Origin of the sequence: Oceanobacter mangrovi (assembly GCF_019740315.1) — a bacterium.
Classification (GTDB): Bacteria; Pseudomonadota; Gammaproteobacteria; order Pseudomonadales; family Oceanobacteraceae; genus Oceanobacter; species Oceanobacter mangrovi.
On sequence record NZ_JAHXZR010000002.1, the window covers coordinates 353,015 to 372,478 of the forward strand.

The 19,464-nt window shown below is 54.3% G+C and carries 15 protein-coding genes; 12 read left to right on the forward strand and 3 right to left on the reverse strand.

Annotation, left to right across the window (positions count from 1 at the left end; all coding sequences use genetic code 11):
• The first annotated feature begins 180 nt into the window (after positions 1 to 180).
• Positions 181 to 969: a TOBE domain-containing protein gene (locus K6123_RS05630; RefSeq protein ID WP_221795012.1), complete on the forward strand. Its 789-nt coding sequence runs from the start codon at positions 181 to 183 to the stop codon at positions 967 to 969.
• An 8-nt stretch (positions 970 to 977) separates the two neighbouring features.
• Here K6123_RS05630 and pabB read toward each other — a convergent pair whose 3' ends face one another.
• On the reverse strand, positions 978 to 2,399 hold the full coding sequence (gene pabB, locus K6123_RS05635; RefSeq protein ID WP_221795014.1) for an aminodeoxychorismate synthase component I: 1,422 nt from the start codon (positions 2,397 to 2,399) through the stop codon (positions 978 to 980).
• 245 nt (positions 2,400 to 2,644) lie between these two features.
• Here pabB and K6123_RS05640 point away from each other — a divergent pair, with 245 nt between their 5' ends.
• Entirely contained in the window at positions 2,645 to 3,493 is an 849-nt protein-coding gene (locus tag K6123_RS05640) for an alpha/beta fold hydrolase (protein WP_221795016.1), read from the forward strand.
• 23 nt (positions 3,494 to 3,516) lie between these two features.
• Here K6123_RS05640 and ppsR read toward each other — a convergent pair whose 3' ends face one another.
• On the reverse strand, positions 3,517 to 4,335 hold the full coding sequence (gene ppsR, locus K6123_RS05645; RefSeq protein ID WP_221795019.1) for a posphoenolpyruvate synthetase regulatory kinase/phosphorylase PpsR: 819 nt from the start codon (positions 4,333 to 4,335) through the stop codon (positions 3,517 to 3,519).
• A gap of 406 nt (positions 4,336 to 4,741) precedes the next feature.
• Between ppsR and ppsA the strand changes: the two genes are divergently transcribed.
• The 4 genes from ppsA (at position 4,742) to K6123_RS05665 (ending at position 9,326) form a co-directional block, all read left to right on the forward strand.
• Complete coding sequence (gene ppsA / locus K6123_RS05650) at positions 4,742 to 7,108, forward strand: phosphoenolpyruvate synthase (protein WP_221795021.1); 2,367 nt, start codon at positions 4,742 to 4,744, stop codon at positions 7,106 to 7,108.
• 74 nt (positions 7,109 to 7,182) lie between these two features.
• Positions 7,183 to 8,175 carry an alpha/beta fold hydrolase gene (locus tag K6123_RS05655; protein WP_221795023.1) on the forward strand — a complete coding sequence of 331 codons (993 nt, stop codon included), beginning with the start codon at positions 7,183 to 7,185 and terminating at the stop codon, positions 8,173 to 8,175.
• Between the two features lie 132 nt (positions 8,176 to 8,307).
• Positions 8,308 to 8,802: a ribonuclease E activity regulator RraA gene (gene rraA / locus K6123_RS05660; RefSeq protein ID WP_221795025.1), complete on the forward strand. Its 495-nt coding sequence runs from the start codon at positions 8,308 to 8,310 to the stop codon at positions 8,800 to 8,802.
• A gap of 92 nt (positions 8,803 to 8,894) precedes the next feature.
• Positions 8,895 to 9,326 carry a hypothetical protein gene (locus K6123_RS05665; RefSeq protein ID WP_221795027.1) on the forward strand — a complete coding sequence of 144 codons (432 nt, stop codon included), beginning with the start codon at positions 8,895 to 8,897 and terminating at the stop codon, positions 9,324 to 9,326.
• Between the two features lie 7 nt (positions 9,327 to 9,333).
• Here the strand turns inward: K6123_RS05665 and cbiB are convergent, their stop codons facing one another.
• Positions 9,334 to 10,281: an adenosylcobinamide-phosphate synthase CbiB gene (cbiB, locus tag K6123_RS05670; protein ID WP_221795029.1), complete on the reverse strand. Its 948-nt coding sequence runs from the start codon at positions 10,279 to 10,281 to the stop codon at positions 9,334 to 9,336.
• Positions 10,282 to 10,483: 202 nt separating this feature from the next.
• Between cbiB and K6123_RS05675 the strand changes: the two genes are divergently transcribed.
• The 6 genes from K6123_RS05675 to acnD all read left to right on the forward strand — a co-directional run bounded on the left by K6123_RS05675 (position 10,484) and on the right by acnD (position 19,230).
• Positions 10,484 to 11,695 (forward strand): MFS transporter, encoded by a 1,212-nt coding sequence (locus tag K6123_RS05675; protein ID WP_221795031.1) that lies wholly within the window; start codon positions 10,484 to 10,486, stop codon positions 11,693 to 11,695.
• Between the two features lie 406 nt (positions 11,696 to 12,101).
• Entirely contained in the window at positions 12,102 to 13,247 is a 1,146-nt protein-coding gene (locus K6123_RS05680) for a hypothetical protein (protein ID WP_221795033.1), read from the forward strand.
• 298 nt (positions 13,248 to 13,545) lie between these two features.
• On the forward strand, positions 13,546 to 14,214 hold the full coding sequence (locus K6123_RS05685) for a GntR family transcriptional regulator (RefSeq protein ID WP_221795035.1): 669 nt from the start codon (positions 13,546 to 13,548) through the stop codon (positions 14,212 to 14,214).
• Positions 14,211 to 15,092 carry a methylisocitrate lyase gene (prpB, locus tag K6123_RS05690; protein WP_221795037.1) on the forward strand — a complete coding sequence of 294 codons (882 nt, stop codon included), beginning with the start codon at positions 14,211 to 14,213 and terminating at the stop codon, positions 15,090 to 15,092. Before K6123_RS05685 ends, prpB begins: the two co-directional genes overlap by 4 nt.
• Before the next feature lie 206 nt (positions 15,093 to 15,298).
• Entirely contained in the window at positions 15,299 to 16,432 is a 1,134-nt protein-coding gene (gene prpC / locus K6123_RS05695; protein ID WP_221795039.1) for a bifunctional 2-methylcitrate synthase/citrate synthase, read from the forward strand.
• Between the two features lie 182 nt (positions 16,433 to 16,614).
• Entirely contained in the window at positions 16,615 to 19,230 is a 2,616-nt protein-coding gene (acnD, locus tag K6123_RS05700) for a Fe/S-dependent 2-methylisocitrate dehydratase AcnD (RefSeq protein WP_221795040.1), read from the forward strand.
• Positions 19,231 to 19,464: the final 234 nt, after the last annotated feature.

Here is a 19,464-nt window from a genome sequence, read left to right on the forward strand (position 1 = left end):
TGGGTTTTAGCAAGCGGTTGTGGCTTTTTATGTAGCATGATACATAACGTTTGTGCGAGTTCTTGTGTGAAACTTTACGCTATGTAGCCAAGTCTACAACGCTAAATTGCCTATTGCGCTTGTAATCAGCAGGCACTATGAATAGCCACTAATAACGTATTTTTGCAGGGGATTAGTGTCATGCACCTGGTGGGACGGATTTTGCTGGATACCGACGAAGGCTCGTTGTTGGCTGACAAGCGGGTACGTCTGCTTGAGGCAGTGGCGGAACACGGTACCTTGCAGCAAGCCGCCAAAGTGGTTGGGTTGTCATATAAAGCCGCCTGGGATGCGATCAATTCCATGAATAACCTGTCGGATCAGCCACTGGTGCAACGGGAAGTGGGAGGCCGCCGTGGTGGTGGTTCCGCGCTGACGGAGCAAGGTAAAAAGCTGGTGCGTTTTTATCGGACGGTTGAGAAACAATATCAACAGGTGCTCGACCAGCTGAGCGCCAGTCTTGATGATGTTGATCAGTTCAATCATTTGATGAATCGTTTTGCCATGCGTACCAGCGCCCGTAACCAGCTGCATGGACGGGTGACAGCCCTGATTCAGAATCAGGTGAACTGCGAAGTTCGTATGAAGCTGGACGACCAAACGACCATCGTCTCGATTATCACCAATGAAAGTGTTGAGACACTGGATTTACGCATTGGTATGCCGATCTTTGCGCTGATCAAAACCAACTATGTCAGTTTGCTGGAAAACCCGGCTGACCAGCCTGAAATTCGTAATCGGCTGGCGGGCAAGCTGGTTGAGGTGCGGGCGGGTGAGCAGCGCAGCGAGGTGATTATTGAATTATCCGGGCTGCGTAATCTGGTTGGTTCGGTCGCCAATGATCAGCTTGATCGGATGCAATTGCGGGAAGGCGACGCTGTCACTGCTGTATTTGATGCCAGCAGTGTGATTCTGGCGCTGGTTGATTAGATCTGCTATCAGCCCAGCGGACCATCCAGCAAGCGCTGTACCTTGGCAAAAATTTCGTCGTATTCAGACTCGCTGGTGGAATCCTTCACCACACCGCCGCCGCCCCAGCATTCTGCTCCCGTTGGGGTGGCGACAATTGAGCGAATCAGAATATTGAAATCGCTAATGCCCTGATCGCTGAAATAACCAAATGAACCGCAGTAAAGGCCGCGTGGGCCTGCTTCCAGTTCAGCAATAATTTCCATCGCCCGTTTTTTCGGCGCGCCGGTAATCGAACCACCAGGGAAGGCGCTGACAATGGCGTCGACCGGGGTTAGCTCAGCTTTCACCCGGGCACTGATGGTGCTGACCATGTGGTGGACGTTGGCGTGGGATTCGATATCAAACAGCTTGTCGACCTTGACGCTGCCGGCTTCGGCAGAGCGGCCAAGATCATTGCGTAGCAGATCGACAATCATCAGGTTTTCCGCCTGATTCTTCTCACTGGCTGCCAGCCACTGGCGGTTGGCCAGGTCTTCTGCGGGTGTGTCGCCCCGTGGCGCTGTGCCCTTGATCGGACTGGTAACCATCTGCTGCTGTTCAATCTTGATAAAACGCTCCGGGCTGACACTGAACAGGGTCAGTTCCGGGTTGCGGAAATAACAGGAAAACGGCGCGTCGAAGTGCTGCAGCAGGGCTGCCGGATTGGCGCTGGTGAGATTGCTGCCAGTGTAAAATGGCATGGTCAGGTTGACCTGATAAACATCGCCGGCGTCGATGTATTGCTGCACCTGATCAAAGGCTTGCTGATAACGCCCGGGATTCCAGGCGGGTTGCCATTCGGTCGGTTGAGCGGGGCTGTCTGGCGACTGATTTGAGTCGGCTTGCTGCTGTGTTAACGCCTGTTCCAGCTGTTGCTCGATGGCCTGCAGGTCATCCGGTGCCAACGCGTACGGTGCGCGCAATTCAACCTGATTGTTGTCGAGTCCAAGCAACAGGCTGAATCGATAGCGGTTAAAGCTGGCGGCTGCCAGTTGTTCGGTGCTGGACGGTTGTTCGGTGCCAGACGATTGTTCGGTGTAAGACGGCTGCTCTGTTATGGAGGGCTGAGCGGAAGCCAGCCCTGCGACACTCCAGCAGCCTGCATCGTAACTGAAATATCCCATCCAACCGCTGATGAAACGTTCGTGGGGTTGTACTTCAAATGGCGAAAGAATACCGGCGTGATTGCGCAGGTTGGCTGTCAGTTGTTGCCATTCTGCCTGGTTGCGGACGGTTTGCTGCTCGACTGGATCAAACGCCAGAATCGCCCAGCGTTGCGGCTCACCGGCTGGATCGCTGTCATGTTGCCCACTGGCACCGGAATACAGCAGCGCGGGCGCAGTCAGGTGGTGGCAGGCTTGCAGCAGGCTGTCGGCAGTAAAGGGCAGAGGGTGACGAAAATAGGGCATTGGCCGGGCGGATACCGAAAATTTATCAAAACAGGACAAGCGGAGTATTATCGGTGCCGCTGACGTTAAATCACAACCCCTGCGGGGGCGATTTCCGACAGTCACTTTGAGGCTGTCGTTTTTATACAACTCTTTTACCCGACTGTTTTATACAGCATGGCTACTGACTGGCCTGTAGCTTGTAGCTTGTAGCTTGTAGCTTGTAGCTTGTAGCCTGTAGCCTGTTGTTGTCGTTAGGAAGTCCTTTGGAAAAGCACCCGATTAATGTCCGAACTGAAATTGCCGACCAGCACGCGCTGTTGTTCCAGTGCCCGAATAATCCGGGTGGCCGGCGGCTGATTCTGATTCACGGTGCCGGTATCGCCGGTGAGTTGACCTGGACCTATGTGGTCAACTACCTGGAGGGCTGGAGTGAAATCCTGGTGCCAGACCTGGCGGGTATGGGTGGTTCACGTTTCCATGGTCTGACCCAGCCAACGGCAAAAGATTATGCAACTCAAATGGAACAGCTGATCGACAAGCTCGACTGGTGGGATGCGGACATCGCTGGCTATTCCTTTGGCGGTACCGTTACGGTTGAGCTGCTGAAAAAGCATTCATTCAACCTGCTGTACCTGCTGGAACCGGCCTGGTTGGCGGGGGATTCGGCCAGTCATTTAATCGAAAAACGGCAGCGATATGCGGGTTTGAGTGAGCGCCTGGCCAGTGGTGATGAGTCTGCCTATCTGGATTTCCTGGATGCCGTATCGCCTAACCGGCGTTCGAATCCAACTGCTGACAAGATTGCTATCAAACGGCTGAAAACCAACGAACAAGGCCTTGTTGAAGCGCTTCATGCGGTCAGTGAATCACTGGCAAGCCAGCAGGATTATTACCTCAACTGGGTGTCGGACCTGCCAGGGCTGAGCATGGTGGGGGAGAACAGCTCACCAGATATGTATGTGCGCCAGCAGCGGCTGGAGCAGGAAAGCCCTGACTGGATTGCCCAACAGATTGCCGGAGCTGATCACAGTCTGGTCTTCACCCATCCCAAGCAGGTCGCTCGGTTGATGAACGAGCGCCTGAAATTGCTGTTGGCAGATCTCGGCGAATAACGCGCCTGCGTGTAACACCGCCCTCAGGTTTGCAGACGACGCTGCAAACCGGTCTCGGCCATGATGCGGGTCGAAATTTCTTCCACGGATTTGTCGGTGGTGCTGATGTAGGGAATCTGTTCCCGCTCAAACAGCATCTCGACTTCATCGACCTCGTGATAACACTGCTTCAGTGATGCATAACGACTGTTAGCCCGACGCTCATGGCGAATCACCGACAGTCGGTCAGGGTCGATGGTGAGGCCAAACAGCTTGTGGCGTTGTTTTTCCAGTACCGGTGGCAGTTTGAGGTCAGCCATGTCCTCTTCGGTCAGCGGATAGTTGGCGGCCTTGATGCCATATTGCATCGCCAGGTACAGGCAGGTCGGGGTTTTGCCACAGCGGGAAACACCGACCAGAATCACATCGGCTTCGTTGTAGTGACGGGTGCGGGCACCGTCATCGTTGTCGAGAGCAAAGTTAACCGAGTTGATACGAGCCACGTAGCTGGCACTGAGTGCGGAATGGGATTTGCCAACCCGGTACGATGACTCAACACCTAACGCCTGTTCCAGCGGATTCAGAAAAGCCGAGAAAATATCAATATTGAGGCCGTTGGCCTGACCGAGGATTTTACGGATGTCCTTGTCGATGATGGTGTCGAAAATAATCGCTGGCTGGCCGGAGCTTTCAGCCTTGCGGTTGATCTTATCGACCAGTGCTTCAGCCTTGGCAACACTGTCGATGTAGGGGACGGTCAAACGCTCAAATTCAATGGCTTCAAACTGCGCCAGCAGGCTGTTACCCAGCATCTCGGCGGTGATGCCGGTGCCATCAGAGACAAAATAGGCGAATCGCTTCATATGGAAATTTGCTTTACCTGCACTTAGTATATCGCGCGCTGTAGGCAGCTGACGGCCATTTGTCCGCGCTGAAACCTACTGGCGTATGTCGAATTCACGTTGTGGCGACTCCGGCTGAGGCAAGAAAATGCCGGTCTGGAGTCGTTCTCAGGCGGGTCGATATTTGTCGCGGTTGTAAAGTATTGTGGTGTTGGTATGAGCCATCCACAGCCGCGACCCAGATCATGCAGCATCATAACGAAAGAGAATAGGCTGCAACCCACGAAAAGCAGGCACTCGTACAAACAATCAGAAAAGCCCGGATTTGGCCTCTGTTGCTGTTACACAGCGACTCCCCAAACTTGCAGGCACGCCACCCGGCGGTTCGACAGGGCTAATAAACACTCGATGGTACAGGAGAACGACGTTGACTGACTATGTACTTTGGTTTAACCAGGTCGGAATTGGCGATGTAGAACAGGTTGGCGGCAAGAACGCGTCGCTGGGTGAGATGATCAGTCATCTTGCCAATGCCGGGGTTACCGTGCCCGGTGGTTTTGCCACCACAGCTTCGGCCTATCGTGAATTCCTGGCCTATGAAGGACTGGCTGATCGTATTAACGAAGCCCTCAACAATCTCGATGTTGATGACGTCCGTCAGTTGTCAGAAGTTGGCAGTGCGATTCGTAGCTGGATTCTCGATGCGCCGTTGCCGCCAGCCCTGGAAGAAGCCATTCGTGCGGCGTTTGTGACCCTGCAGGAAGGCAACAGCAGCATGGCAGTGGCCGTGCGTTCTTCGGCGACTGCAGAAGATCTGCCGGATGCATCTTTCGCTGGTCAGCAGGAAACCCACCTCAATATCGTTGGTATCGACAACGTTCTGCACGCCGTGCGGGACGTATTTGCCTCGCTGTTTAACGACCGTGCGATTGCCTATCGGGTGCATCAGGGTTTTGAACATTCGCAGATCGCCCTGTCTGCTGGTGTGCAGCGGATGGTACGCAGCGAAACCGCTTCCAGTGGTGTGATGTTCACCATTGATACCGAATCCGGTTTTGATCAGGTGGTGTTTGTTACTTCTTCCTATGGTCTGGGTGAAACGGTCGTTCAGGGTGCAGTTAACCCGGACGAGTTCTACGTTCACAAAATCAATCTGCAGGAAGGCCGTCCGGCGATTCTGCGTCGTAACCTGGGTGCCAAGGCCATCAAGATGGTCTATTCCGAATCCGCCAGCGTTGGCAAGTCGGTTGAAACCCAGCGGGTTGACCGCGAGCTGCGTCAGCAATTCTCGATCAATGACGATGAAGTTCAGCAACTGGCCGTGATGGCAATGACCATCGAGAAACACTACGGTCGGCCGATGGACATCGAGTGGGCCAAAGACGGTGATGACGGCAAGCTTTACGTAGTACAAGCGCGCCCGGAAACCGTCAAGAGCCGCGCCAGCAAGAACGTCATGGAGCGTTATCTGCTGAAAGAAACCGGTACTGTGCTGGCTGAAGGCCGCTCAATCGGTCACCGCATTGGTTCTGGCAAGGTGCGCATCTTGCGCAATATCGAAGAGATGGATCAGGTCAAGGAAGGCGACGTACTGGTTGCCGACATGACCGACCCGGATTGGGAACCGGTGATGAAGCGTTCTGCTGCCATCGTCACCAACCGTGGTGGTCGTACCTGTCACGCTGCAATTATTGCCCGCGAGTTGGGTATTCCGGCGGTTGTTGGCTGCGAAGACGCCACAGACCGTTTGCAGGATGGTCAGGAAGTCACGGTTTCCTGTGCCGAAGGCGACACGGGTTTCGTTTACGAAGGTGCGCTGGATTTTGATATTCGTACCAACAGTGTCGATTCGATGCCGGACCTGCCGTTCAAGATCATGATGAACGTCGGTAACCCGGATCGCGCTTTCGACTTCCAGAGCCTGCCGAACGCGGGTGTGGGTCTGGCTCGTCTGGAATTCATTATCAACCGTATGATTGGTGTGCATCCAAAAGCGCTGTTGAACTTCAACAGTCTGCCGGAAGATCTGAAGCCAACCGTGCAGCGTCGTTTCTCTGGCTACGCTGGCCCGGTCGATTTTTACGTTGAAAAGCTGGTGGAAGGTATTTCCTCGCTGGCGGCGGCGTTCTGGCCAAAACGTGTGATCGTGCGTTTGTCTGACTTCAAGTCCAACGAATATGCCAACCTGATTGGCGGTCGTTTGTACGAACCGGAAGAAGAAAACCCGATGCTGGGCTTCCGTGGCGCTTCCCGTTACATCTCCAAGAACTTCCGCGACTGCTTTGAACTCGAATGCCGGGCAATGCGCAAGGTGCGTGACGAGATGGGCTTCACCAACGTCGAAATCATGGTGCCGTTCGTGCGAACCCCGGGCGAAGCCGAGCAGGTGGTTGGCTTGTTGAAGGAAAACGGCCTGGAACGTGGCAACAATGGTCTGAAGCTGATCATGATGTGTGAATTGCCTGCCAACGCGCTGCTGGCGGACGAATTCCTGCAGCACTTTGACGGCTTCTCGATTGGTTCCAACGACCTGACCCAGCTGACGCTGGGGCTCGATCGTGACTCCGGCATCATTGCGCACTTGTTCGATGAACGTAACCCGGCCATCAAGATTTTGCTTGAAAATGCCATTCAGGCCTGTAAAAAGCAGGGCAAATACGTGGGCATCTGTGGTCAGGGGCCTTCCGACCATCCAGACTTCGCCCAGTGGTTGATGGAGCACGGCATTGACAGTGTTTCGCTCAACCCGGATTCCGTGCTGGATACCTGGTTCTTCCTGGCAGACAAGGCATAATCGGCCCGCGTAGCAGTACATGAACCGATTGGATGGGCCCTTTGTGGCCCATCATTGTTTGAGGCTTGTTTTGAATGAAAAGCAGCAGTGAGCTGTTTCCTGTCACTCTGGCGCGGGCGGAAAACCTCGCCGGATTTACCGACGACGTCTATCTGGTCAAGCACAACCTGGACCTGGATCGTAGTGTCGAAGTCGCGGTATCCCATCTGTCTCCGGGCAGCTATGAAACTTCACCATTACGCAATGGCAGTCGGCCATCGGTGGTGTTACTGCACGGCGCCTTTAACAATCGTACCGTCTGGCTGGGCCATGATGGCGAAGGTCTGGCCGCCTGGTTGGTGCGTCAGGGCTTTGATGTTTGGCTGATGGAAATGCGCGGCCACGGCTATTCGCCCCGTAATCTCGATTATTCCGCCAACAATACTGAGCAATACGCGCTCTGTGATATTCCCGCAGTACATGACTTTGTACATGAAAAATCCGGTTGCTGGCCGGTCTGGATTGGCCATTCACTGGGGGCGGTGGCGATTGCCTCGGCGCTGGCAGCAGGCAAGCTGACGGCTCAAAATTGCCCTGGCATTGTGACTCTGGGAGCCCAGATTCTGAAACGTCCCTGGTATTTGTGGATGCCGCTGGGCGCCACTACCGCACGACTGTTAATGACCGGCAAGTCCGAACTGGACGGTCGTAAGGTTGGCATTGGCCCGGAAAACGAGCCCGTTGGCATTACCCGTGAAATGCTGTCGCGTCGGGCGCTGTTTGGTAAGTGGCAGCTGGAACACGACAAACGGCTGTTGCTGCCGCATTGGCGCAGCAGTTCAGTACCGGCCCTGATGATGATGGGGCCGGCAGATGATGTTGACCCGCTGGCTTGTTGTCGGCGTTTTGCTGAGCAATATGGTGCGGATAACGAGGCTGGCATCGACAAGACGCTGACGGTGCTGGCTGCAGGAGATGGCTTCAGCCATGACTTCGGCCACAACGACATGGTGCGAGGCGAGCAGGCACAAGCTGAAGTTTGGCCATTAATTGAAAGCTGGCTGGGCCAGCGGGTTGGATTGACCTGACTCGTTTGGTGAATGCGCGGCATTCACCAAACTGACGTTCACACACGGGTGGTTGCTGGTTTATAACTGGCAGGGTTTTGAGGGCCGGAGTGCCTCCGGCTTATATTTCCCTGACAGCAAAAGGAAGCGGCCATGACCCAAATTCTCACTCCCGATCTGTGCGATGCCTACCCGGACCTGGTTGAAGTGGTAGAACCCATGTTCAACAACTACGGGGGACGTTCTTCCTTTGGCGGTGAAATCGTCACCATCAAGGCTTTCGAAGACAATTCCAAAGTTCGTGAACTGGTGGCCACCGAAGGTAAGGGCAAGGTACTGGTGGTGGATGGCGGCGGTTCACTGCGTCATGCCATGTTGGGTGACATGCTGGCCGAAAAAGCCGCTGTCAACGGCTGGGAGGGCATCATCATCAACGGCTGTATCCGCGATGTTGACGCCATTATGGAAACCGAACTGGGCGTACAGGCGCTGGCAACCATTCCGCTGAAAACCGAAAAGCGCGGCATTGGTGACGTCAATGTTGACGTGAAATTTGGCGGTGTGGTGTTCAAGCCTGGCTGTTATGTTTATGCCGACAACAACGGCATTATTGTATCGCCACAGCCGCTGGAAATGCCGGAAGAGTAATTCCGACCGGTTTGGTGCAGTCCGCTATTCTGCGGTCTGTGCCGGATTGTGTTACTGTGATCGCCTGTTTTAATGATGATTCAGGTGATCGCTTGAAAGCACCGTTCTCACTCTCTCTTTCCTTGTTTTCTACTGTCCTGTTTTCTACTGCATTGGCGCTTGAGCCTGCCCAGGCGGAATCCCGTATCAAGTCGCTCGACGATGTTGAATCCATTACCCTTAACGGCGTTGAATATCTCAACAAGCAGCAAGTGCTGGAGTTGTTGCGCCAACCGGCTAATACATCGGCTTCAACAGCTGTTGAATCTGGCAAGTCTTCTGCTGAAGCTGCACGTGCTCCCGGCGTGGCAGCCAAACAGGCTGACTGGCGCTGCAATCTGAAACCACCCTTCTCCGATGCCTATTTCCAGGCTTCTGCAACTGCCCGTCATATGGCGATCAATGAGGTGGTTGGCGCCTGTATGGAATCCCTCAGTGATGCCATGCAGTGCAAAGAATCCCGCGTGCAGTGTTATCAGGAATAATCCAGATTCAGATCATGGCTGTCAGCACGATAAACAACCCCAGTGCCAGTGCTGAAGCCAGATACATCAGCTGAATCGCCAGCAAAATATCGCTGGGGTTAACTGTCCTGTCGCCGTCCCCGATCCAGGGTTTTTCAACCAGCTGGCCAAAATAGACGTTGGGGCCGCCCATACGGATGCCGAGAGCGCCAGCCGCGCTGGCTTCTGACCAGGCACAATTGGGGCTTTTGTGTTGGTGGCGGTCGCGCCAGCCGATGCGCCAGGCGGCTTGCCAGTCCAGTCGCAATAACGCCGCTGCCAGGGTGAACAATGGCCAGCTCAAACGGGCGGGCAGCCAGTTGGCGAGGTCATCCAGTTTGGCAGAGGCGTAGCCGAAATGGCGGTACTGGTCGTTCTGATAGCCAATCATGGAATCCAGAGTGTTAACTGCTTTATAGGCCAGCATTGCTGGAACGCCACCAATAAACAGCCAGAACAGTGGGGCAATAACACCATCAACGGTGTTTTCTGCGACGGTTTCTACGGTGGCGCGGGCAATCTGTTCTTCGTTCAGCTGGCTGGTGTCACGGCCAACAATCCACGACAGCTTTTCCCGGCTTTGTGCCAATGAGCCAGATTCCAACGCTTCAAACACGGCTTTGGCGGCGTCGGCCAGGCTGCGGCTGGCGAGTAGTTGATAAGCCAGAGCGATTTGCACAGCCACCGCCAGCCAGCTGGATATCAGACTGCTCAGCCAAATCAGAAGCAAACCGGCCAGCCAGGCACCAACAACAACGATTAACCAGAGCGCAACCCCGGCCAGCTTTTGCTGCTGTGGCGTGTGTTCTGGTTTGAGGAGTTGTTGTTGTAGCCGCTGGATCAGCTTGCCAATCAGTACCACCGGATGCGGCCAGTGGTGTGGATCACCCAGTTTGAGATCCAACAGAAAAGCAGTCAGCCAATAAATCGAAAACATGGGGCTTCCGTGTTCAAAAGAAGCGCACTGTGGCCTTGTCAGTGGCTTTTGGCAAATCCGGGTTCACTTGTAGTCAAGAAATATAATACCTGAGTGCCTAACATGGTTTTGTTCATTGGGCTGGACGAAGTGTCTTGAGCCATACACTGGTTTGTTATTGATAGAAAGTTCAAAATCGAGCCAATTTTTCAGAGATTAACGTATGTCTTTTTCTTCAGGTAACGCAGTGTCGGCAGGGGGGCATAATCTGACTCCGAGCGCTGTGAAATTGATCCTGTTTGCCCTGACAGTGGGCGGATTCGGGATCGGTACCGGCGAGTTTGCCATTATGGGGCTGATGCCGTTTGTCGCCTCGGATTTGCAGGTGACCGAGCCACAAGTCGGTCACCTGATCAGTGCGTATGCGCTTGGTGTGGTGGTTGGTGCGCCGATGCTGGCCTTTATCGGTGCCCGTTTTCAACGACGGACTCTGTTGTTGTTGCTGATGGGCTGCTTTGCCTTCGGCAACTTTGCCAGTGCGCTGACCAGCGATTACAACACCCTGATGATTTTCCGCTTTATTGCGGGTTTGCCCCACGGCGCCTATTTTGGCGTGGCATCGCTGGTGGCGGCCTCTCTGGTGTCGCCAGATCAGCGTGCCAAGGCCGTTGCTATGGTCGTAGTGGGGCTGACGGTTGCCATGTTAATTGGCAATCCGCTGGCCAGCTGGGTCGGCCAAACGCTGGACTGGCGCGTCGCGTTTGCCTTTGTTGGTGCCGTGGCTGTTTTGACCGTGGTACTGACGCTGATGTTTCTGCCGGGTAACCCGAATGAACCACGCGGCAATCCGATCGCTGAATTGAAAGACTTTAATAACGCCAATGTCTGGCTGGCACTGCTGATCGGTTCGATCGGGTTTTCCGGAATGTTCTGTGTTGCCAGCTATGTTGCGCCAACCCTGCAGGAAGTTACCGCCGCAGACAAAAGCTGGATTCCGCTGGCGATGGCGGCGTTCGGGCTCGGTGCCATCATTGGTAACTATGTGGGCGGCTGGCTGTTCGACAAATTGCAGTTCCGCGCGGTTGGGATTCTGTTGTTGTGGAGTGCGGTAGTGCTGTTTCTGTATCCGCTGGCAACGGCTTCGATTACCAGCATCATGATCAGTTGCGTGACCATCGGCACCATGGTGTCGCTGTCAGCACCTTTGCAAACCCATTTGATGGATATCGCCGGCGAAGCGCAAACATTGGCGGCGGCGTCGAATCAATCGGCCTTTAACGTTGCCAATGCACTGGGTCCCTGGTTGGGTGGCCTGGCGATTTCTGCCGGGCTGGGCTGGCAATCAACCGGCTATATCGGAACCGCGACCGCTGTTGCTGCGATTGTGGTGTTTTGGATTGCCGATCGCAACTTGACCAGAGAGGTTAACGCTTGAGTCATCTCGGAGCGCCACCCAGGCTTGCTGGATGTGTTTGAAACAAGACCCGCTTCGGCGGGTTTTTGTTGCATTGTTGTTTGTTTTTTTATGTTTCGCATCGCCGCTTTGTACAAAAAATAATGGAAAAGCCAAGAACTTTGAGCATTGGTTCTGGAGTTTTGCGCTTGCTGAAAAAACTCGACAAGAGTTTGCTTAAAGGATTGATCCAGATAGCTGTTCGGGGGCTTCGAAGGCATATGTTGATCAGGTCGACCAATGATTTCTTTTCGACCCACATATGGAGATCAGGCTTATGAGGCCCATACTTTTATCAGCTGTTTTACTATCTGTTGTGTTGACTGGCTGTGGCGGTAGTTCCAGCTCCGGCTCAGGAAGCAGCACCCAAACCTACACCGGTACGCTTGTGGATAGCGCCGTTGCCAATGTTGACTATGTCACCAGTAGCGGTATCAATGGTACGACCAATGATGATGGTGAATATCAATATAAAAGTGGTGATACAGTCACTTTTTCCATCGGTGATCTGGAATTTCCCTCAGTCACCGCGACTGGCACAGTGACGCCACTGACCATGGCAGGAACTGATGACACATCGGACCCGGTGGTTATTAACATTACCCGACTGCTACAGACTTTGGATCAGGATGGCGAGGCGGATAACGGCATTACAATTACCGATACGGCAAAAGCGGCGGCAACGGCGGTTGATTTTGATCAGTCTGTCGATGATTTTGCGTCAGATTCAGCAGTCTTGAACCTGATCAGTAATGCCGGTCAGGACGAGGTGATCACTGAATTGGTGGATGCCGACGAAGCCATTGCCAATCTGGAAGAAAGCCTGACAGAGTTGGCAGCAACCAGTGTTGTTGGCGTCTGGAGCAATTACATTAGTGACAGTAATTTTGTTTATCTGGTGCTTCTGGATGATGGCACACTGATTTACGCCGAAGACGATCCGGACGCTGAAACTTCAGATGACCCAACTGAAAATGGAAGTGACCAGAACGGCGTTGAACGTGGCACTTATACTTACGACAGTGATACCGGCAAGCTCAAGGTATCGTTGACGTTCGATGAAAACACCGCCTCTGATGGCTCTGGCATCGGCGAAATAGGAAGTACCAGCACCTTTACCCTGAGTTTGGCGGATTCTGGCGCCAGTCTGGTCGTAGAAGAGGCAAATTTTACGTTGACTCGTGAAACGTTCGATGCTGACTCTATTGAGGGATTCTGGTCAATGACAGATGGCGATTCCTGGAGCTATCTGGGAATTTTTGCTGATGGTCATCTGATGTATGTTGAATATGACGAGGACTATGACTACAACGGAATGAACGGTCTGGAAATGGCCGATTACAGCTATGATGGTGGTACAGGTATTACTTCAGTGACGGTGTTTTATGATGACAATACCGATTACGAAGACGGAGTCGATACTGGTTCCGGCATTGGCGACCTTGGCATTACGGAAAGCTACTTGCTGTCGCTGAGTGACGACGCCGACACGTTGGCGATCGACGGTGTGTTTGATCTCCAGCGTGAGCTGTGATTCAAAAACTGATTGACCCAAAAGGGCAATAAACCGCTTAAACCATTTATTGCAGCTTGCTGGTGAGGCCCGCACCGTGTCGAACACCAGCAAGTGTGCTCCTGCAATTCCCTCAAATCCGCTCGATTCTAATATTGTATACAAGCCTCTGGGATAATACTGTCCAGCCTGTCTTTTTTGTTCGTTAATCTGTATTTTGTATACAATCTTGGACTAAGGTCGATTGAAATATGCCCTCAATCGCAATATCTTCAACCTCGTTTTAAAGATTGTAGACAATATGGCAGATGATGCGCCCATGAGTGAAACCCCAACCCTGGCAGAAAAGGTCTCGACCGAACTGACCACCGCGATTGTGCGGGGTGAGTTAAAGCCGGGTGCGCGGGTGTCGGAACAAATGCTGGTGGAAAAGTACGGTGGCTCGCGGGCGCCGATGCGTGAGGCGATCCAGAAGCTGGAAGCTCGCCACTTGTTAATCCGCATTCCTCATGCCGGTGCCCGGGTGGTGTCTCTGACGCTGGCGGAACTGCGCGATATCTATGAAGTGCGGGTCGAGCTGGAAAGCATGGCTTGTCGGCTGGCCGCCGAGCGCATGACCGATGTCGAGATCGCCGAGCTGCAGCAGCTGCTGCAAAACCACGAAGACTCGATCAAGGCCGAGCAGGGCCAGAGCTATTACCAGAAGGCGGGTGATCTGGATCTGCATTACCGGCTGATTCGGGGTAGTAAAAATGATCGCCTGCACCAGATGTTGTGCGGCGAGCTGTACCACCTGGTGCGGATGTATCGCTACCAGACCAGTACCAGTGAAAAGCGCCCGTTACAGGCGCTGCAGGAACATCAACGAATTGTCGAAGCTATCGCGGCGCGAGATGCCGAGCTGGCTGAACTCCTGATGCGTCGCCATATCCAGACGTCGCTTCGCAACCTAGAACAACTTTTGGCAGAAGAGGAGGGTCGAGCATGACTCCAGGACAAAGATTCCGTCAGGCACTGGCGAACAACAAACCACTGCAAATCGTCGGTACCACCAACGCCTACCACGCCATGATGGCTGAGCGTGTTGGTCACCAGGCTATTTACCTGTCTGGTGGCGGTGTTGCCAACCACTCCTATGGCCTGCCGGACCTGGGTATGACGTCCATGAACGACGTGCTGGAAGATGTTCGTCGTATTACCAGTGCGGTTGAAACGCCACTGCTGGTGGATATCGATACCGGTTGGGGCGGTGCTTTCAACATTGCCCGTACCGTCAAGGAAATGATCAAGGCCGGTGCCGCTGCGGTTCACCTGGAAGACCAGGTTGCCCAGAAGCGTTGTGGCCACCGTCCAAACAAGGAAATCGTTTCCCTGCAGGAAATGGTTGATCGTGTGAAAGCCGCCGTTGACGCAAAAACTGACGACAGCTTCTTTGTGATGGCGCGTACCGACGCCTTCCAGCAGGAAGGTCTGAACGCCGCTGTTGAGCGTGCCCAGGCCTGTCTGGAAGCCGGTGCCGACGGCATCTTCGCCGAAGCGGTTCACACACTGGACGACTATCAGGCATTTGCCGATGGTATTGGTGGTGCCCATCTGCTGGCCAACATCACTGAGTTTGGTGCCACGCCACTGTTCAACAAGGAAGAGCTGGCTGCTCACGGTGCCACCATGGTGCTGTACCCGCTGTCTGCTTTCCGTGCTGCCAACAAGGCTGCACTGAACGTCTATGAACACCTGCTGAAAGATGGCGACCAGAAAGCCGTGGTGGATACCATGCAGACCCGTATGGAGCTGTACGATTTCCTCAACTACCACGACTTCGAACAGAAGCTCGATGCCTTGTTCCAGGAAGGCAAGAACAAGTAATCCAGCAACAAAACAGCGGCCAGTCCTTGCAGTCTGGTCGTTGTCGTTATGCCAGCACAAAACAGGGCGACCAACGACTGATGGTGGTCGCGGTTGAATAACAATAGGCTGGTTGCGTGATGGCGATGAGAGAACGCCCACAAACAGATGGCGTGCAGTAGCAATAAACGCAACGGGCATAAAAAACCAGCAAACGGAGAATCAAAATGGCTGAAGCAAAAAAACTGGGCGGCGCAGGCCTGCGTGGTCAATCCGCCGGTGAAACCGCTCTGTGTACCGTGGGTAAAACCGGTGCCGGCCTGACCTACCGTGGTTATGACATTAAGGAACTGGCCGACAAGGCCCAGTTTGAAGAAGTGGCCTACCTGCTGCTGTACGGCAAACTGCCAAACCAGGCTGAACTGGACGCTTACAAGGCCAAACTGAAAGGCATGCGTGCGCTGCCTGCAGCGCTGAAAACTGTGCTGGAGCAGATTCCTGCGGACGCTCATCCAATGGACGTGATGCGTACTGGTTGTTCGATGCTGGGTAACCTCGAAACCGAAGAAGATTTCTCGCAGGCCCACGATAAGATTGATCGCATGCTGGCGGTATTCCCGGGCATGATCAACTACTGGTACAACTTCACTCACAACAATGGCCTGCGGGTTGAGGTTGAAACCGAAGCTGATTCCATCGCTGAACAGTTCCTCTGGACCCTGCACGACAAAAAGCCGGAACCACTGCACGTGCAGGTAATGCATGCCTCACTGATTCTGTACGCCGAACACGAGTTCAACGCTTCTACCTTTACTGCCCGTGTTTGTGCTTCAACCCTGTCTGATATTCACAGCTGTGTGACCGGTGCGATTGGCTCGCTGCGTGGCCCACTGCACGGTGGCGCCAACGAAGCGGCCATGGCCATGATTGAAGACTGGCGTTCTGCTGACGAGGCCGAAGACAAGATCATGGCGATGCTGTCCCGCAAGGACAAGATCATGGGCTTTGGTCACGCCATCTACCGTGAGTCTGACCCACGTAATGCCATCATCAAGGAATGGTCGCAGAAGCTGTCCGAGCAGGTTGGCGACCAATACCTCTACGCAGTCTCCGAGCGCGTTGAAGCGGTGATGTGGCGCGAGAAAAAGCTGTTCTGTAACGCGGACTTCTTCCATGCCTCGGCTTACCACTTTATGGGCATTCCAACCAAGCTGTTCACGCCAATCTTCGTTTGCTCGCGGGCATCCGGCTGGTGTGCACACGTGCTGGAACAACGTTCCAACAACCGCATCATCCGCCCATCTGCTGACTACTCCGGCCCTGAAGCGGCTGAGTGGGTAGCCATTGAAGATCGTGCCTGATTTGGCAGCACAGCTTGCCGGGCCTGAGAACCGTAGGATGTATTAGCGGAACGCGTAATACATCAGATCGCTCGTTTGGCTGCCCGACCGGCCGGGGATAAATTCCCCGTCTGGTCAGAGGCACAGACAACAAGAATTTGCTCGCCCGGCACCGTCGGTCGAGCTTTTTGAGAGACATCACCATGAACACCAATTTCCGTAAACAACTGCCTGGCAGTGCGCTGGATTATTTCGACACCCGCGCCGCAGTTGATGCTATCAAGCCTGGCGCCTACGACGGTTTACCGTACACCTCCCGGATTCTGGCCGAGCAGCTGGTGCGCCGCTGTGACCCTGAACTGCTGAATGATGCCCTCGGCCAGTTGATTGATCGCAAGCGTGATCTCGACTTTCCATGGTACCCGGCCCGCGTGGTGTGCCACGACATTCTGGGTCAGACTGCACTGGTTGACCTCGCCGGTCTGCGTGATGCCATCGCTGAACAGGGTGGTGATCCTTCCAAGGTTAACCCGGTTGTTCCGACCCAGCTGATTGTTGACCACTCACTGGCGGTAGAAGCACCCGGCTTTGATCCGGAAGCGTTTGAAAAGAACCGTGCGATCGAAGATCGTCGTAACGAAGACCGTTTCCACTTTATCGAGTGGACCAAAACTGCCTTTGAAAACGTCGACGTGATTCCGGCTGGTAACGGCATCATGCACCAAATCAACCTGGAGAAAATGTCGCCGGTAGTGCAGAGCCGTGATGGTGTTGCCTATCCGGACACCTGTGTTGGTACCGACTCCCACACCCCACATGTTGATGCGCTTGGCGTGATCTCTGTTGGTGTTGGTGGTCTGGAAGCCGAAACCGTGATGCTGGGTCATCCGTCCATGATGCGTCTGCCAGACATCGTTGGTGTGAAACTGACCGGCAAACGTCAGCCAGGCATTACCGCTACTGACATCGTACTGGCGCTGACGGAATTCCTGCGTGCCGAACGTGTGGTAGGCGCTTATGTTGAGTTCTTCGGTGAAGGCGCTGACAGTCTGTCCGTTGGTGACCGCGCGACCATCTCCAACATGACGCCGGAATTTGGTGCCACTGCGGCGATGTTCTACATTGACCAGCAAACCATTGATTATCTGACGCTGACTGGCCGTGAACCGGAACAGGTGGCGCTGGTAGAACAGTACGCCAAAGAGACGGGGCTGTGGGCAACTGCGCTGGAAGCCGCTGAATACGAGCGTGTGCTGGAATTTGACTTGTCCACCGTTGTGCGCAACATGGCCGGTCCATCTAACCCGCACCGTCGTCTGCCAACGACCGCACTGGCGGAACGTGGCATTGCCGATGAAGCCAAGCTGGTGGAAGCCAAACAACAGGAAGCCGATGGCCTGATGCCAGACGGTGCTGTAATCATTGCGGCCATTACGTCCTGTACCAACACTTCCAACCCTCGCAACGTTGTCGCCGCTGCGCTGTTGGCCAAAAAAGCCAACGAACTGGGTCTGGTTCGCAAGCCATGGGTGAAAACCTCGTTTGCTCCGGGTTCCAAGGTCGCCAAACTGTATCTGGAAGAAGCCGGTCTGCTGCCTGAACTGGAAAAACTCGGTTTTGGCATCGTTGCTTACGCCTGCACTACCTGTAACGGTATGTCCGGCGCACTGGACCCTGTGATCCAGCAGGAAATCATCGACCGTGATTTGTACGCCACCGCCGTACTGTCCGGTAACCGTAACTTCGATGGCCGTATTCACCCATACGCCAAACAGGCGTTCCTGGCATCTCCACCGCTGGTTGTGGCTTACGCCATTGCCGGTACCGTGCGTTTTGATATTGAAAAAGACGTGCTGGCAGTGGTTGATGGCAAGGAAATCACCCTGAAAGACCTGTGGCCATCCGACGAAGAAATCGACGCCATTGTGGCAGCGGCCGTGAAGCCGGAACAGTTCAAGCAGATCTACATTCCGATGTTCGATCTGGGTGAAAAAGAACAGGCCGAAAGCCCACTGTACGCATGGCGCGAGCAGTCGACCTATATTCGTCGTCCTCCCTACTGGGAAGGAGCGCTGGCGGGTGACCGTACACTGACCAATATGCGTCCGCTGGCGATCCTGCCAGACAACATCACCACCGACCACCTGTCACCGTCCAACGCCATTCTGATGAACAGTGCGGCGGGTGAATATCTGCACAAGATGGGTCTGCCAGAAGAAGACTTCAACTCTTATGCAACGCACCGGGGTGACCACCTGACGGCTCAGCGTGCGACGCTGGCGAACCCGAAACTGCTCAACGAAATGTGCCGTGATAAAGAAGGCAATGTTATCCAGGGTTCACTGGCACGGGTTGAGCCGGACGGCAAGCAAATGCGGATGTGGGAAGCCATTGAAACCTACATGAATCGTGGCCAGAACCTGATCATTGTTGCCGGTGCAGACTATGGCCAGGGTTCTTCCCGTGACTGGGCGGCCAAAGGCGTGCGTCTGGCTGGTGTTGAAGTGATTGTGGCTGAAGGCTTCGAACGTATTCACCGCACCAACCTGATTGGTATGGGCGTGTTGCCGGTGCAGTTCCACGAAGGCATTACCCGTGAAACCCTGCAGCTGGATGGTACTGAAACCTACAGTATCCTGGGTGAGCTGGCACCACGCGGAGAACTTACTTTGGTCATCACCCGCACGGCACCTGGCCATGAAGGTGAAATGGTTGAAGTCGCTGTGACCTCGCGTCTGGATACTGCCGCGGAAGTGGAAGTGTACAAGGCGGGTGGGGTGCTGCAGAAGTTCGCCAAGGACTTCCTGCAAGGGGCCTGAAGCTCGGTCGGACGTCAGGTGTCTGGAGACAGGCGCCTGCAACGTCGGATGGCGCTGCGCTTATCCGACCTACATGTGGACCGTAGGGTGTATTAGCGGAACGCGTAATACACCGATTCATTGCGGTGCAATACGCCTTCGGCTATTGGCACCCTACGGGAATAGCTTCAGTTATCGGACGTCTGGCGTAATGAATCCGTAGGATGGGCCTTGCCCATCTGGTGTTGGGCACGG